The organism is Anabaenopsis arnoldii, assembly GCF_028331025.1.
In the GTDB taxonomy this organism is placed as follows: Bacteria; Cyanobacteriota; Cyanobacteriia; order Cyanobacteriales; family Nostocaceae; genus Anabaenopsis; species Anabaenopsis arnoldii.
This window is the reverse complement of record NZ_JAQMUH010000130.1, coordinates 1-15,697: the sequence shown is the minus strand read 5'-3', so window position 1 is coordinate 15,697 and position 15,697 is coordinate 1. Positions and strand designations below refer to the sequence as shown.

The following is a 15,697-nucleotide window of genomic DNA, read 5'->3' as shown; positions in this document are numbered from 1 at the left end:
TAGTCTATTGTCCAGGGACTAGGGAGTGGGGAATGGAAAATTCCCCATCCCAAATCCTCAAGAAACCTTGTGAGATTAACGCCAATTATCCCAGTTTTCGTTAAAAATTGAAGTATCAGGAAAAGCTGTCGGGTTGCCATTTTGCTCTAATAGACGTTTGAGAGCCTCTAATTGTGGTTCTGGACTGGGTAAATTGTTCACCAGTTGGTAAGGTGCAACTTGATTTTTTAAGGCAAAAGCCGCAGTAGTACCCGCCGCAGCACCCGCAGACCATTCAAAGGAGTGTACCCGATAAGCAGCGGACGCAATGTGACTAGTGGCGATACTTTTACCTCCTACCAGCAAATTGTCGATTTTCTGGGGAATCATGGCTCTGAGAGGAATTTGGAAGGGATAAGCAGCACCAGCACCCCGCCTTTCTCCGGTAAGTTCTCTATTACCGGGCTTTTCTGGGGGGCTTTTCTCCATACAAGGATGAAAGTCTATGGCATAGTGACCAATACCTACAGAATCAGGGAAAATAGTGGAACGAGTGCGCCGTATTACCTGTTCCGGTGGCTTTGTACCTATAATGACGGATATGGCTTCTAAGCCAGCCAGTGTTGCTTGTAACCGGCGGTACATATCAGCAGGAAGTGTACGACGATAATAGTCATCGTTGTAGTTGCGGCGAGAAATATCAGTTTCCCAAATGGTAAAACCTCCGGGTTGTCCCCAACTGGGACGGCCAATAATGCGTCGTCCTTCCCGGATATAGGGATATTTGGATAAGCCATGGGCTGTTCCCATGGGGGAATTGAACCCAGATATAAAACGGTGATTTGTGTGTTGCTGCTTGACACCTGTACCAAGTTGTGAATCTGTAGTCCCAGCAACTAACCAATAATAGTAGGCTAGTGCATTTTCTTCACCTTTGCGGAGGCTTTCGGTTCGTAGTCCCCCCATCCATCCGCCGGGTTGTAATTGTCCAGTAGCTTGCAACTGTTGGCGAGTGTAAACTAGGTTATCTTGAGGGGTTCCAGGGCGATAGTCGTTACCCCAAGTCCAATTTTGCATGGAGATATCCCCTGGTGTGGGAGCCGAAAACCTTACACCTCCAAATCTTACAAGTTGTCCCCGCTGCTGGCTCCAAATGCGGCGATAGGTGAAAACTAGGTCAAAGTTTGCCAACCGCTGTAATTCATAACTAAAATATGGGGCATACTGTGGATAGAATGGGGGCATTTCCTGGGGTTGTGGTTCCTTAGTGGCTTCCATTGCAAAGGTGTAAGTGAAGCCTTGGGTACAATAAGGATTGTTTTTGGTACTGGAGGAAGAGGGTTCGAGGTGGGAGAGAGGGTCAATACCCAAACGGTAGGGAACATCGGCCAGGGCGATCATTTCACCGGTTTCGCTAGCGTCTACGATGTACCATTTGGGAGAATTCCCTTGTGTGTTTTGGGGAACTAAGCGAATGATGTTTTTAGTAAACCGAGATGAGTTTTGGTAACGGTAAGCATCTTCAATGGTTTGAGATAAGGTGAAGGTGTTATGAGGTGGTGCGCCTGGGACTGGTTGATGTTGAATGGCGATCGCACTACTAATTAATTGTCCACCCCCGTCAACTGTAGAGGGTGTAATTTCTAAATCCTTAATTACTGTATTGGGAAACCATTCTAACTTGCCTTTCCCCTTTCTTTCGGCATCTCTGAGCATATGACTGATAATCGTGTGGGCATCACGAGGCAAAAAACAAGAGTCACTTACCCAGCATTCCCCGGGGTTTAGTTTACCATACTTGCGTTCAATGCGATTTCGCAATTCCAAGTAGCCGCGAGAATAAAATTGGCGACTGCGTTGGGTGGGGCGTTCATCTAATGCAGATGTTCCCTGGGAAGAAATTTGACCCCCTAACCAATCAGTAATTTCTGTGATGCAGACTTTGCTTTCTGCTAGTAACCCCTCGTAAGCTGTAGCTACACCAGAGAGTCCCCCACCCACAACTAAAATGTCACAATTTACGGTTTTGTCTGGTTTTCTCGGTGGTGCTGCAAGAATGGCAGAATCAGGTGTAATAAAGTTGGATATTAAACATCCTCTGATTAATGAGGTCAAGCTGTAAGCTAATTTCTGTTGATGCTTCATAGTCAGGGTAACGTTGAACCGCTATCCCAAGTAGACGCTACCATCTAACAAATGTTCTTCACAACTTCAATATAAACATAGAAACTTTTGATACTTCAGCAAAAAAAGCCAGACTTAAATAGGACTTAAGTAAGATTGGACTAAAAACCTGGTTCTGATGTAGGGGTGATTCATGAATTACCCCTACTTTTGTTGTGTTTTGCGTAAGTCCTGATTGTATGGGGATACTCCAGCGGTAAAGACTTGTTTTGCTGTTAATTGCAAATTAGGAAAGATGGAGGATACCAATTGATCGTTGTTTTGAAACAATCGCTTTTGATACTCATCCTCTAATAGTGTACAAATTGTAACAGTAGGCTGCTTGATTTTACCAATATAGTCTCTACCACCTATACCCAAATAATCAACTATCCAATATTCCGAGACACCCAGTAAGGCGTAATCTTCGACTTTACGGGCGTAGTCATTTTGCCAATTTGTACTGACGACTTCAGCTATTAGTTTGATAGATTTACCTGATGTAATGACTGGTTCTTGTTGCCACAATGGCTCATTGATTAGTTGTGTTTGGTCTAGGACAATAACATCGGGACGAAATGCTGTATTTGTTCCTAATAGTTTAATTAAGCAGCGATGGGGGATAAAGTATGGTAAGTCCTGATGATCAATTTCTACGTTAAGTTTGCGCCCAATTAAGGATGATACCTGCTCATGGGGTCCGGTTGGTTCCACTTCGATTAATTCCCCATCAATTAGTTCGTAATTTTCTTGATCGCCGTATTCAGCAATAAATTCATCAACTGTGATTAGCTTTAGGGCTGATTTTCCCATGATGATTTTTCCTGATGATTGAATAAAGCAAGTATTCTGTGAATAAATTTCTGGAATTGTTTTTTACATATAGCTTACCTCTTAGATCAATTTTAACTTGTTTCGTCTAATTGATGCTACACGGGGAGCCGGGGGTTAGAAACCCCCGTCTGAAAGCTAAAGTCAGATAAATCTGACACCGAAGATCATATATTGGATGGTCTTGACCGGATGCGATAGCGAAGCGCTGGTGTTAAAGGCGATAGCGAAGTGCTGCTGTAAGGCGATCGCGAAGCGCTGGTGTTAAAGGCGATAGCGAAGCGCTGCTGCAAGCAGATCGCGTCAGTGCTGCTGTAAGCAGATCGCCATTCCATATACCCCCCTCCCTTTGTAAGGCTATCCATTACCCGGATCTTTCTTAACATTCGTGAGAGCGATCGCTCGCAAACCCCCAAACCTTAATCCTCCGTTGATGATTCTCAATAAAATAAGGGTTTTATCAAGAAGAATAAGGTACATTTTGTCAAGAGTAGGGAAATTTTCAAGCCTTGAAACCGTTGCCACATAAATGTTTCAAGATTGTTAAGAAAAATGTGGGTAATGAATAGCTTTGTAAGGGGAGGGGTTGGGGGTGGGGTCAATACTACTCTAAAATTTTTATATTCTCAAAAATCTATCTTTAGATAGATGACAAGATTACCTAAATAGTATTACTGAGGGTGAATAAAATAAATGACACATTTATTTTATTATCTCCATTTGAGCGTGGTATTATAAATTTCATCTATTTAAACTTTTGCTGTTTCTTCTTATAAGTACGCATACCGTTAAATATTCAACCATCAAAGGATAAACCCATGGAAATAATAGGACTAACTAAAGCTGTAGCCTTAACAACACTGACATTCACCCTCAGTGCTACCCCCACTTGGAGTCAAACCAATCAAAACAGCTTTACTTGTCCCTCAACTCCCTACCCCGGTTGTGTGGAAGAAATTCCCACCCCCTTGGGGTTAACACCTGAACCAGGAAAATACCAGAAAATTAATCTAGAAATACAGTCATCTCAGAAGATGGCAAAGGAAAATAGCATAACAGGTTACGACCAATTTCAAGTTAAAAGTAACAAAAACCAGAAAATATTTCCTAGTAATTACAAATATATTACTCAGTCCTTTTTACAGGAAATAAATAATTTTGTAAGTAAGAATCCGAACAAAACACAATTTGAAACCACATCTGAGCATGAAGCAAGATTGAGCAGATTACTTAATATTTTCTCGGTAAATCTAGAAAGAAAAGGTATTAATATAAATAATACATATAATATAGAGATTGGAGAAAAGAGTTTTAATACAAGTTATAATGCTGATCAAGAATTATTAACAGTTAAGTTAACATCATTTGGACGTTTAGAACTAGAAGACAATAGAAGATCAAGGCGGTCAAAAAACAGAAGAGGTATTGATTACCTCGAAGAAATTGAGAGTTATAACTTAGACGTGTTAAATTCCACAGAAATAATTTCTAAATTTCCATCAGAAGGGCTTTCTTTTTCTCTTAAGAGGTCGGATGCAAAACAGTTATTATCTAACAAGCAATTAGGAGTTATTGTAGTATCCGAGTTTGTATTGCCTTTTGTTAATACTAAACAATCAACTATAGATAAACTAAACATTGGAAGAACTCAACGAATTTATGGGGGAAATATTGTAGAAAATTTTATTGAATCTATTGCAATTGCTCAGGAAGAACTGGCAATATCTTACGCACAGCGTTATAGATCACAAGGTTATACAAGTTATATTGTTAAGGAGAAAGAATTTAATTTAAAAGCCAATGTTAAAGAAATAGTTATTTATAACAAAAAAACAAAATTAGTAAAACAAAGATGGATTACTCCTCTTAGTTCTGAAGCTTATTTCAATCGCGGTGTTGTTTACACTCGACAGCAGAAATGGGATTTAGCGCTGGCTGATTTCAACCAAGCTATTAAACTTAATCCTAATGATGCTTTAGCTTACAAAAATCGCGGTACTATTTACTATAACCAGCAAAAATGGGATTTAGCGCTGGCTGATTTCAACCAAGCTATTAAACTTAATCCTAATTATGCCGGTGCTTACACCAATCGCGGTAATGTTTACCATGACCAGCAGAAATGGGATTTAGCTGTAGCTGATTATAACAAAGCCATTGCGGTTGATCCTAATTTAGCTCAAGCTTACTACAATCGTGGTAATATTTACCTTAAATTAGGAAACATCAACAAAGCCAGGGAAGACCTCCAAAGAGCAGCGCAATTATACCTCACTCAAGGTAATACCGCCTATTATGAAGATGCAATTGAGATTTTAAACTCACTTTAGCTGCAAAGATACCTGAAAGTAAGCACTGAACAGGTTTTAGTATCCGCCCTATAATTATCGCCAGTAGAAGAAAGTCAAATCATTCAAGCTTAAACCCCGCCTAATTACCTTTCCACCTAACAAGTATCGGGTAATACGTCATTATATAATATCCCCAAGACTAAATTAACTACCAGTGGTAAACTATCATGAACGAGCCACAACCAGGGGAATTTGATGTACTACTAGGTGGTACTAGTAACGCTCCAGAAAATGCCCTGGTCTTAGGGGGAATCCAAGAGGAGCAGCAGAGATATAAGAACCCTGACCCCAAGGTGAGGATAAATGCGATATCCCAAGCCCTCAACTATGGGGATGAGGGGGTTAACTTACTTCTCCAAGCTTTAACCACAGATGAATCAACCGATGTCAAGGATGCGGCTTATAATCTCCTGTCCTCTAGAGACAATAAGTCTGTTCAGGTCATTGAGGCTTTAAAAGCTTATGAACCCTTTTTATGGCGGGAAATCATCACCCTCACCGGACATTCAGGTTACGTCACTTCAGTAGCTTTCAGCCGGGATGGTACAACCTTAGCTTCTTCTGGGATTAGGGGAACCATCCAACTGTGGGATGTCGCCACACGTCAGGAAATCGCCACTCTCACCGGACATTCAAATTGGGTTCATTCAGTAGCTTTCAGCCGGGATGGTCGCACCTTAGCCTCTGGGAGTTGGGATAGAACCATCAAATTGTGGGATGTCGCCACGGGGCGGGAAATCGTCACCCTCACTGGACATTCAAGGGAGGTTTATTCAGTAGCTTTCAGCCCGGATGGTAAAACCTTAGCCTCTGGGAGTAGCGATAACACCATCAAGATTTGGCGAAGGCGTTATTAATCCACACCTATTCTCACAGAGAAGAAGTGAAGGACAGCCCCGCTGGTGGAACAGCAGGTAAACTTATATTAACGATCGCCCTTAGTGTCGCAGCCCGTCGCCTACTTTGAAGGTTATTAAATTAAATTTATCAGCAAACGCTACCGGCTGCTTATATCAAAAAACCAGAGAAAAAAAACCAATTAGTAAAGTCCATTAGTTTGGATGATTTAATGATTCCACCCACCAAGCGATCGCTCCTAGAAGCAGCACAAATCAGAGCCACAGAAAACCGCTATCAACGGGGCGAAATCACCGGAGTAGAACGGTTCCAAAAAGTCATCAATATCTGGAATGGAACCGGTGAGAGCCACTCAAGGATGAAGTAGTAGTAAACTTCAAAAGTACCGACCCATTAAACTCCTCCCCCTGATATTCCTTCGACTGCGCTCAGGGAACATATTGATGTCGGTGGGTATAACCCCACAGTTCAGGCCAAGCCAAATGTGGGTAGTTTATGCTGGAACTACTTGAAGGACTAGTGAGCGTTTATCGAGGGATTGGACTTTTCCCACCTCACTCAGAGCGCTGACAATGCGGTCTAGCATCTCTCCTGCTTGTTCGCGGTGTTGATGCTCTCTTCCTCGTAAGCGAATGGCGAATTTGACTGAATCGCCTTTGCTCAACCATTGAGTTGCTTGTGCTATCCGTAAATTGTAATCGGCTAAACCCACATTGGGACGTAAGCGAACCTCTTTGACGGTAGGTCTAGCGCTTTGGGTCTGACGTTTTTTCTTTTGATACTGGAGCTTACCATAGTTGACAATCTTGGCAACCGGTACCTCTTTACTTTCCGACACCACAACCAGGTCAAGCTCTAGAGTTTCTGCTAGCTCTAGCGCCTCAGCAGTATCAACAAGACCACGGTTATTATTCTCATGATCAATCAAGTAGACTTGATTGGATTTAATTTGGGAGTTGATCAGTTGTTTTTTAACTACGATAATGATTTCCTCTTAATTTAATACTTGGGTTTGTGGCTTGCCTAGTCTCTGTTCTAAGACAGGTGCGCTGACTTTGCACTTAGCATCTCCATAATATCATAACCGACTGATCCACCAACCAGGTTACCCGCAATAAATTAATTTAGGGACTTGCGGGGGGGGAAGTCTTCGGTGAGAATTGAATTCTGGTATAGATTGGAGATAAGCCACCCACTGCAAAAAACTGACCCCAGAATCAGGATGGTTCTTATGAAGCGCAAAAATCAAGTTGTCCTCACTTTAGTATTGAAAAGCGCTCTTGTCTTTTCGCCCTTGCTGCTTGCTGGTATTGCTACTGGTTCCACAGCAGTGAATAGGCCTGAGGTAATATCTGCTCAGAAGTTGCAAGCACAACAGCTTACTCCAGAGCGAGTTTCCCCGGGAGTGGAACCAGGTTTGAATAACACAAATGTCTTGTGGAGTCTGTGGTTAGTGATCTTGAGTTTATTTCCTGTGTCGGTAATTGCTTTATTCTGGCTGTTGCGCCGGGTAGCAATTCGTGAGATTGTTCATAGAGCAATGGCACAGCTAGACGGGTTAGAAAATCTCCAAAACCAGCTGATTATTGTCAAGCAAGATGCGGAAAATCTGATTGGAGAATCTAAACAGAGAAATCGTGAATTGGAAACAGAACTTTTGAAGTTGCAACATAATATACAAAGACAACAAGAGAATTTAGCTAATTTAGCATCGGAAATGGTGCAGTCAAAAGATGCCATCCTAGGAGAATTAAAAACGACAATTAAAGAGATTGAAGATAATTTAGAGTCTGATTTTACAGTCAAAGTCTCTCAGTTGCAGTTAGCAGCAGAACAAACAAGAGATAGAATCATAGAAGGTTTAGAGAATCTAGAGTCTGACTTTATCCATAAACTAGAGAATTTGCAGTTAGAGGCTGAACAACAAAAGAATCTCACTCTGGAAGATTTACAAGCATCTAGGAGTGAATTTGTGGCTGAACTTTCTCAGTTGCTGTCTCAGACTCAATCAGAGAAAGATCACACTGTGGCAAATCTGATTAAAGTATATGGTGATGCTGAAAACCAAAAGAATGATATTCTAGAGAATATTAGAGAATTAGAAAGATTATTTCAAGGAGAAATATCTAACTGGCAGTCTGAGGCTCGGCAAGGAAAAGATAATATTTTTGAGAGTTTAGGAAAGTTACAGGTAGATGCGCAACAGGAAAAAGATAAAACCCTAGATAGTTTAAGGGAGTTAGAAAATTTATTTAAGGCTCAAATCGCTGTATTACAGTCTGGGGTAGAATCACATAAGGATACTCTCCTGGAAAGTCTGACGGAATTACATTCAGAATTTGCGGGTGAATTATCTGAGTTACAGTTGGAGGCTCAAAACCGCAAAGCGCTAATTGTTACGAATTTAGAAGCATCAGCAGCGGAGTTGACAGAGCAATTTTCAGATTTACAATTTCATGCTCAAGAGCAAAAGCTGTTGATTCTGGAAAAGCTGGAAAAATTAGAGAGGGATTTTGGATCTCAACTTTCTAAGTTACAGTTGGATGCTGCACATCGCCAGGAGATGATTTTACAGGAATTAATCAAGTCTGAAGAGTCACAGGTGCAGCTACAAGGTTCAGAGTCAGTTAATGATGACTTTCAACAAGCAGAAGATTTATTTACTCAAGGGAAATATACCGAGGCGATCGCAGTTTATAATCAGGTGGTGAAAAATCAGCCAGATAATTGCGTGGCTTGGTTAAAACGGGGTTTGACTTTAGGAAGATTACAACGTTACCAAGATGCTATCACTTCCTATGACAAGGCCATTGAAATTCGCCCAGATTATCACCAGGCTTGGTGCGATCGCGGTGTGGCTTTTGGTAAACTAGGACAGCATCAACAGGCTTTTACATCTTTTGACCAAGCTACTCAAGTCAAGGGTGATGATCCGGTGGCTTGGTTAAATCGTGGTCTTTCTTTGATAGAGTTAGAAAGATATGAAGATGCCATGGCTAGTTTTGACCAAGCTATCAAAATTAATCCTAATTCTGCCAAGGTGTGGGATAAACGCGGTTATACTTTGGTCAGATTGGGAGAAGATGACGAAGCGATCGCCAGTTTTGACAAGGCGTTAGAAATTAATCCCAACTATGGGAGTGCTTATTATAATAAAGCCGCTTGCTATGCTCTGCAAAGACAACTAAAGTTAGCATTGACAAATCTGCAAAAAGCCATTGAACTCAATCCCAGTTATAAAGAAGATGCAGGATTTGACATTGATTTTGATGAAATTGCCGATGATAAAAGCTTTAAGGAAATTATTTCTGAATAGAACCATCACTATATTCCTTTCATTTTCCATATTAAAAAATTGAAAATATTCAAAGGAAACATGGGAGGATTATAGATGAGCAAACAAACCGTTGGTATCACATCTATTGGTTATTACATTCCCCCAGGAATTTTAACCAGTAAGGAAATGTCAAAACTATCTCAGTTACCTGAGTTTATTTTCACTGACAAGATTGGGATCAAACAGAAACCAGTTGCAGGTAAAGATGAACATCCCAGTGATATGGGAATTAAAGCAGCATTAGGGGCTATAGAGCAGGCAAAAATTACAGCGTGTGAAATTGATATTATTGCTTATTGTGCTGCGGGAGATTATGATTATAGATTTTGGTCTCCTGCTGCAAAAATTCAAGATGCACTTGGGGCAGAAAACGCTTTTGCATTTGAAGTGAAAAATTTTTGTAATAGTGGGAATTTAGGGATACATATTTGCAGAAATATGTTACTGGCAGATAATGATTTATGTTATGCATTAGTAGTCTGTAGTGATAAATTATCTATGCTGTTAGATTATTCAGATGTGAATAATTTATCAACATTTATCATGGGTGATGGTGCAGCAGCAGTGATTTTGAAAAAAGGAGAATTAAGTAATGAAATTCTCTCTTATCACGGGATCACCAATGGAAAGTTAGTAGATTGTCTGAAGGTATCCTCAGCAGGAACTAAGTTTCCGGTGGGAGGTAAACCAATTAAGGATGAACTAAATTATTTAAAGGTTGAAGACCCTAAAGAACTAGAAAGAATCTTACAGGATGTCTATTTAGAAAACTATGGTAAAGTGATTCACAGGTCTTTAGAGAAAAGCGGTTATTCAATCAAAGATGTGGACTTTTTATTAACTAATCAAGTCAAAAAAAGTTTATCTAAAGCAATTTTAGAATCTTTGAATTTAAAGGATGAGCAGACATTGATTTCTTTGCCTGAATATGGTCATCTGGGTGCTGTAGATACTATATTTGGCTTGGCAAAAACTCTAGAAGCAAATAAAATAAAGCCGGGAAATATCGTGGTGTTAGCTAGTAGTGCGGCTGGTTTTTCATGGGCAGCATTAACTGTAAGATATTAGATAAAAAAGTATTCTAACAAGAGAATAATTTGAGCAAGATAGAGATTTATCGCTAAACTAATAATATTTTGTATGACTAGCAATATTATAGTATGACTGCTGCCACAACTGTAAAAACTGAGTACGAAGCGATTATAGGTCTAGAAACCCATTGTCAACTGAGCACCAATACCAAGATTTTCTCTAATAGCTCCACTGCTTTCGGTGCTGATCCCAATACTAACATTGACCCCGTGTGTATGGGCTTACCTGGAGTTTTACCTGTACTGAATGAAAAAGTCCTAGAATATGCGGTAAAGGCGGGTTTGGCTTTGAATTGCCAAATTGCTAAGTATAGTAAATTTGACCGTAAACAGTATTTTTATCCTGATCTGCCCAAAAATTACCAAATTTCTCAATATGACCTGCCGATTGCGGAACATGGTTGGTTAGAAATCGAATTGGTAGATGCTGAGGGGGAACCGATTCGTAAACGCATTGGTGTGACTCGGTTGCACATGGAGGAAGATGCAGGAAAACTGGTACACGCGGGGAGCGATCGCCTGTCTGGTTCTAGCTATTCTCTGGTAGACTATAATCGCGCGGGTGTGCCATTAGTAGAAATTGTTTCTGAGCCTGACTTGCGTTCTGGTGAAGAAGCTGCGGAATATGCCCAAGAATTACGCCGAATTATGCGTTATCTTGGTGTGAGTGATGGCAATATGCAAGAAGGTTCTCTACGCTGTGATGTGAATATCTCTGTGCGTCCAGTGGGACAACAGAAGTTTGGCGTTAAGGTAGAAATTAAAAATATGAACTCCTTCAACGCCATTCAAAGAGCCATTGATTATGAAATTGAGCGCCAAATTGCAGCCATAGAAGCGGGGGAGCGGATTATCCAAGAAACTCGCCTATGGGAAGAAGGCGCTCAACGTACGATTAGTATGCGGGTGAAAGAAGGTTCTAGTGATTACCGCTATTTCCCCGAACCAGATTTAGCACCGATTGAGGTATCCCAGTCCCAATTAGAGGAATGGCGAGGGGAACTTCCCGAACTACCCGCCCAAAAACGTCATCGTTATGAAAGTGATTTAGGGCTTTCAGCTTATGATACGCGGGTGTTGACAGAAGACCGCACGGTAGCAGATTATTTTGAAGGTGTGATTGTTGCTGGGGGTAATCCCAAAGCTGCTGCTAACTGGATTACTCAAGACATCGCCGCATACCTCAACAAGCAGAAGCTGAGTATTACGGAAATTGCTCTGACTCCCGCCAATTTAGCTGAGGTGATTAGTCGAATTGAATCTGGTAAAATCAGCAATGCCCAAGCTAAACAAAAGCTGGGGGATTTGCTGAGTGGTATTTCCCCAGAGGAGGCTTTTGCAGGTCAGGAGTTAATCACTGATCCTAGTGTACTAGAACCGATCATTGATGAGGCGATCGCAGCTAATCCCAAAGAACTAGAGAAGTATCGCAATGGTAATACTAAGCTGAAAGGGTTCTTTGTGGGACAGGTTTTGAAGAAAACCGACAAACGAGCCGATCCTCAACTAACTAATGAATTAGTCGAGAAAAAACTGAATTCTTAGGTCTTTACTGTTTTTTCACCTAATTCTTCATCAATTCTTTACAAAAAAACCGAAAAATAGGTTACACCCCTCACCCCTTAAAGGCTATTCTATGTATTGTAGATGAACCCTAATGATCTGGAGAGCAGCCCATGAGCTCTCCTGATTTTTTTGTTTATTCACAAGAAAATCGCAAAAAAGGCACGGAAGCCACTTGGCTTTACCCAAACCAACATTTTTGATTGACTTTGATTAACCGGACTTGTTTTCAAGTAAATAAAGTACACACCTTAAGATTATAAATCTTGTGGGGTGGGCATCGGTGCCCGCCCTTTTGTATCTAATTCAGATGAGATACGCTGTAAATTCGTTTAAGTGCAATCTTCGCCAAAATTGGTATAAGTTATGATTCATGACTGGAATACCATAACTTAAACAATTGCATCGAAATTATCAATGGTGAACTCTACTTTCGTGACCAAATTCTATGTCAATCCTATCCAAGGGAATGATACTAATCCTGGTTCTCGGTCTAGTCCCTTTAGAACTCTCACCCGGGCTTTAAAGGCCACCAAAACACCGCTAATTATTCAGTTGACATCTGGGACTTATAGTGTTGCCAATGGTGAGGTGTTTCCCCTAGTTATTTCTGCGGGGGTGACATTAGTAGGTAACGAAGCGAAAAAAGGTGTGGGGATTGTGATTTCCGGGGGTGGTGAGTATGAAAGTTCTAGTTTTGGTAGACAAAATATCACATTACTGTTGCAAGATAATGCCAGTCTCTTGGGTGTGACTGTGATTAACCCTATGTCTAAAGGGACTGGGGTCTGGATTTCATCGTCAGCAAAAAATGTGGCTAACAATACTTTAACTAACTGTGGTAGAGAAGGTATATTTGTCACTGATACTGCTAAACCGGCCATTGTAGATAATGTCTTTAGGCAAAATGCTGCCAGTGGCTTGATGATGGCACGTCATAGTAAGGGTGAAGTGCTGCGGAATGTCTTTGAGCAAAACCCCTTGGGTATTGCCATCAGTGACTATGCCGCTCCATTAATAGCAAATAACATCATATCAGATAACCGTCTAGCGATCGCCCTGTCTCGCCACGCTAGACCTGTACTGCGTCAGAATCGAATTACACAAAATACCCAGGGGGGGATGTTAGTTAATGGTAACGCCATTCCTGATTTAGGCAATAACCAAGACCCAGCTGGGAATATTTTTGAGTATAACGGTCAATTCGATTTACACAATACCACACCAGAAACACTGGTTTCAGCAGGTAATAAATTAAATCCCACCCAAGTTAAGGGTAGGGTAGATTTTATAGCTGTCCTCCAAGAGCATCCTCAAAGCCTCTCAGCCAGCAGTATTTTTCCTGACTTAGTTGGACATTGGTCAGCAGCTTTTGTGGAAGCATTGGCGAGGATGGGTGTCATTAGCGGCTTTCCCGATGGTACTTTTGCGCCGGATAGCGCCATGACTCGCGCTCAGTATGCAGCCATGATTGCCAAAAGTTTCCAGTTACCAACAAGAAATATTAATAGTAAATTTACGGATGTAAATCCCAGTTTTTGGGCAGCATCAGCGATTTACCGAAGCGCCGAAATGGGTTTTATCAGTGGGTTTCCTGATGGGACGTTTAGAGGCGGACAAAATTTGACTAGAGTACAGGCTATAGTATCTATAGTTAGTGGGTTAAAACTCACAGGGGGTCATCCCCAGGTGTTGAACCTGTACCGCGATCGCGCTCAAATCCCTACTTATGCCATTAATGCCGTAGCAGTGGCTACCCAAGCATTGCTGGTGGTGAACTATCCCCAAGCAGAAGAATTAGAACCTATGCGAGATATAACTCGTGGCGAAGTGGCAGCATTAATTTATCAAGGGTTAGTAGCCAGCGGTCAGGAAAAGGCCATCCCTTCACCCTATATTGTCAGCCCCGATATTGATCTCCCCAGCTTTACAGACATCATGGGACATTGGGCAGAACCATTTATTCGGGGATTAGCCAGGATGAATTTAACTAGTGGTTTTGCTGATGGTAGCTACCAGCCCGATAAACCCATGACCCGTGCCCAATATGCCGCTTTAGTAGCCGCAGCCTTTAAGCCAGCACCCAAACGCCCAGCACCTGAGTTTACAGACGTGTTGCCAGATTTTTGGGCTGATCAAGCCTTGCAAATTGCCGCTAGGGGTGGCTTTGTCAGTGGATTTAGAGATGGCACTTTCCGACCCGGGCAAAATGTGCAAAGGTTACAGGTAATTGTCTCCCTAGTGAATGGACTGACCCTACCAACATCTGACGATAATACTTTACTCACTTATACTGATGATCATACAATTCCCGATTATGCGCGTCAAGCAGTGGGGGCTGCCACACAGCAAAGAATTGTTGTCAACTACCCTGACCCTAAACAACTTGTACCCCAGAGGGAAGCAACACGTGGGGAGGTGGCCGCAATGGTCTATCAGGCATTAGTTGCAATCCAGCGAACCTCAACTATTAATTCACCCTATATTGTTTAGAGAGTAAGGAGTTGAACAAGTAAAATGAAAAACACAATGTATGATGATCAGCCTGGAAACTCTCGGGAAAGAATGCTATACCAAAAAACACCATAGGCTATGAAGGATGGCTAGACAATTTATACCCCTATTCTGAACCCAATAGCGCCATGTTAAGCACAGAGTCAGAAATCTCTGCCGAATTGGCAGCCGCTCTATTAACCCATTACAGTTTTGATCTCAGTGGATATACTGCCAGGGATCTGATTAACCGTTGGCAAACCCAATATCCACTCAACTGGCTGCACTTGGCAGTGATTGAGGCGCTATATCAAGGTCGCTATAAAGCCATCTCAGTGCAACAAATATTACTATTTTGGCAACGCCGCGGTCAGGTGATTTATCATTTCAATATGGAATTTGAACGCCTGATTTGTAGCAAATTTCCCGAAAGCTTAACTCAACAGGCTACACCAGTTCTACCTGCTATTAACAAACCAATTCGCCAGGGATCAGGATCTACTGATAAACCAGTGACAACTAATTGCTTACCAGATGATCTGAAAAATGGCTATAGGCAAAGTCACACCACCACCCAACAAGGGATCAACTCACAAGAAGAGGAGAAAAACAGGACATTAGTATCTACCGGTGTGAACCTTGCTGTGTCTGGTAGTGATTCCAGGCTGAACTTACCAAGGTATCATGAGAGAAATTCCCCATTACCCAAACCTCACCAGCAGACAAAGCTGATAGCATCATCTGCTAATCATCCACCCATTGGACAATTTACTCCAGCAACCGGCAATTACTCTGATTCATTTACATCAAAACTAAAGGCGATGTCGGACGAAAAGAGCTAGTCCTAAGCTGGCTATTTTATAGACAAAACTATACTTATATTGACAAGCATTGACATAAGTGAGTTAAGAAAATCGCCCACTTGATATATAATACGATATCAGGTATTGAATTAAGACTATTGCCAACGCGAAAACCAAGCAATGATAGCGGTAGTCTTTCTTGTAAATCTTAAGAGAAATATCGCGTCT

11 protein-coding genes and 2 pseudogenes are annotated in these 15,697 nt (G+C 41.5%); 9 read left to right on the top strand and 4 right to left on the bottom strand.

What is annotated here, in order from left to right; translation table 11 throughout:
- Window positions 1-75: 75 nt before the first annotated feature.
- The 3 genes from PN457_RS11565 to PN457_RS11555 all read right to left on the bottom strand — a co-directional run bounded on the left by PN457_RS11565 (window position 76) and on the right by PN457_RS11555 (window position 3,308).
- Window positions 76-2,124, bottom strand: a complete 2,049-nt coding sequence (locus PN457_RS11565; RefSeq protein WP_271733465.1) for an FAD-dependent oxidoreductase — start codon at window positions 2,122-2,124, stop codon at window positions 76-78.
- 183 nt (window positions 2,125-2,307) lie between these two features.
- On the bottom strand, window positions 2,308-2,955 hold the full coding sequence (locus tag PN457_RS11560; RefSeq protein ID WP_271733464.1) for a Uma2 family endonuclease: 648 nt from the start codon (window positions 2,953-2,955) through the stop codon (window positions 2,308-2,310).
- A 185-nt stretch (window positions 2,956-3,140) separates the two neighbouring features.
- The gene (locus PN457_RS11555; protein WP_271733463.1) at window positions 3,141-3,308 is read right to left on the bottom strand and encodes a hypothetical protein; all 168 of its coding nucleotides are present in this window, start codon (window positions 3,306-3,308) and stop codon (window positions 3,141-3,143) included.
- A gap of 483 nt (window positions 3,309-3,791) precedes the next feature.
- Here PN457_RS11555 and PN457_RS11550 point away from each other — a divergent pair, with 483 nt between their 5' ends.
- The 4 genes and pseudogenes from PN457_RS11550 to PN457_RS11535 all read left to right on the top strand — a co-directional run.
- Window positions 3,792-5,303 carry a tetratricopeptide repeat protein gene (locus tag PN457_RS11550; RefSeq protein WP_271733462.1) on the top strand — a complete coding sequence of 504 codons (1,512 nt, stop codon included), beginning with the start codon at window positions 3,792-3,794 and terminating at the stop codon, window positions 5,301-5,303.
- A gap of 500 nt (window positions 5,304-5,803) precedes the next feature.
- Window positions 5,804-6,181 (top strand): annotated as a pseudogene (locus PN457_RS11545) (WD40 repeat domain-containing protein); the annotation flags it as partial.
- Window positions 6,163-6,291, top strand: a complete 129-nt coding sequence (locus tag PN457_RS11540; protein WP_271733461.1) for a hypothetical protein — start codon at window positions 6,163-6,165, stop codon at window positions 6,289-6,291. The pseudogene PN457_RS11545 and the gene PN457_RS11540, both read left to right, overlap by 19 nt.
- Before the next feature lie 81 nt (window positions 6,292-6,372).
- Window positions 6,373-6,584 (top strand): annotated as a pseudogene (locus tag PN457_RS11535) (hypothetical protein); the annotation flags it as partial.
- A gap of 91 nt (window positions 6,585-6,675) precedes the next feature.
- Here the strand turns inward: PN457_RS11535 and infC are convergent.
- Entirely contained in the window at window positions 6,676-7,143 is a 468-nt protein-coding gene (infC, locus tag PN457_RS11530; protein WP_271733486.1) for a translation initiation factor IF-3, read from the bottom strand.
- A 270-nt stretch (window positions 7,144-7,413) separates the two neighbouring features.
- On the opposite strand from infC, the gene PN457_RS11525 reads away from it, so the two are divergent.
- The 5 genes from PN457_RS11525 to PN457_RS11505 all read left to right on the top strand — a co-directional run bounded on the left by PN457_RS11525 (window position 7,414) and on the right by PN457_RS11505 (window position 15,508).
- Window positions 7,414-9,498: a tetratricopeptide repeat protein gene (locus PN457_RS11525; RefSeq protein WP_271733460.1), complete on the top strand. Its 2,085-nt coding sequence runs from the start codon at window positions 7,414-7,416 to the stop codon at window positions 9,496-9,498.
- 75 nt (window positions 9,499-9,573) lie between these two features.
- Window positions 9,574-10,587, top strand: coding sequence for a 3-oxoacyl-[acyl-carrier-protein] synthase III C-terminal domain-containing protein (locus PN457_RS11520; protein WP_271733459.1), 1,014 nt, complete (start codon window positions 9,574-9,576; stop codon window positions 10,585-10,587).
- A 92-nt stretch (window positions 10,588-10,679) separates the two neighbouring features.
- Window positions 10,680-12,155, top strand: coding sequence for an Asp-tRNA(Asn)/Glu-tRNA(Gln) amidotransferase subunit GatB (gene gatB / locus PN457_RS11515; RefSeq protein ID WP_271733458.1), 1,476 nt, complete (start codon window positions 10,680-10,682; stop codon window positions 12,153-12,155).
- Between the two features lie 435 nt (window positions 12,156-12,590).
- Window positions 12,591-14,666 carry an S-layer homology domain-containing protein gene (locus tag PN457_RS11510; RefSeq protein WP_271733457.1) on the top strand — a complete coding sequence of 692 codons (2,076 nt, stop codon included), beginning with the start codon at window positions 12,591-12,593 and terminating at the stop codon, window positions 14,664-14,666.
- Window positions 14,667-14,815: 149 nt separating this feature from the next.
- Window positions 14,816-15,508: a hypothetical protein gene (locus PN457_RS11505; RefSeq protein ID WP_271733456.1), complete on the top strand. Its 693-nt coding sequence runs from the start codon at window positions 14,816-14,818 to the stop codon at window positions 15,506-15,508.
- Window positions 15,509-15,697 lie beyond the last annotated feature (189 nt).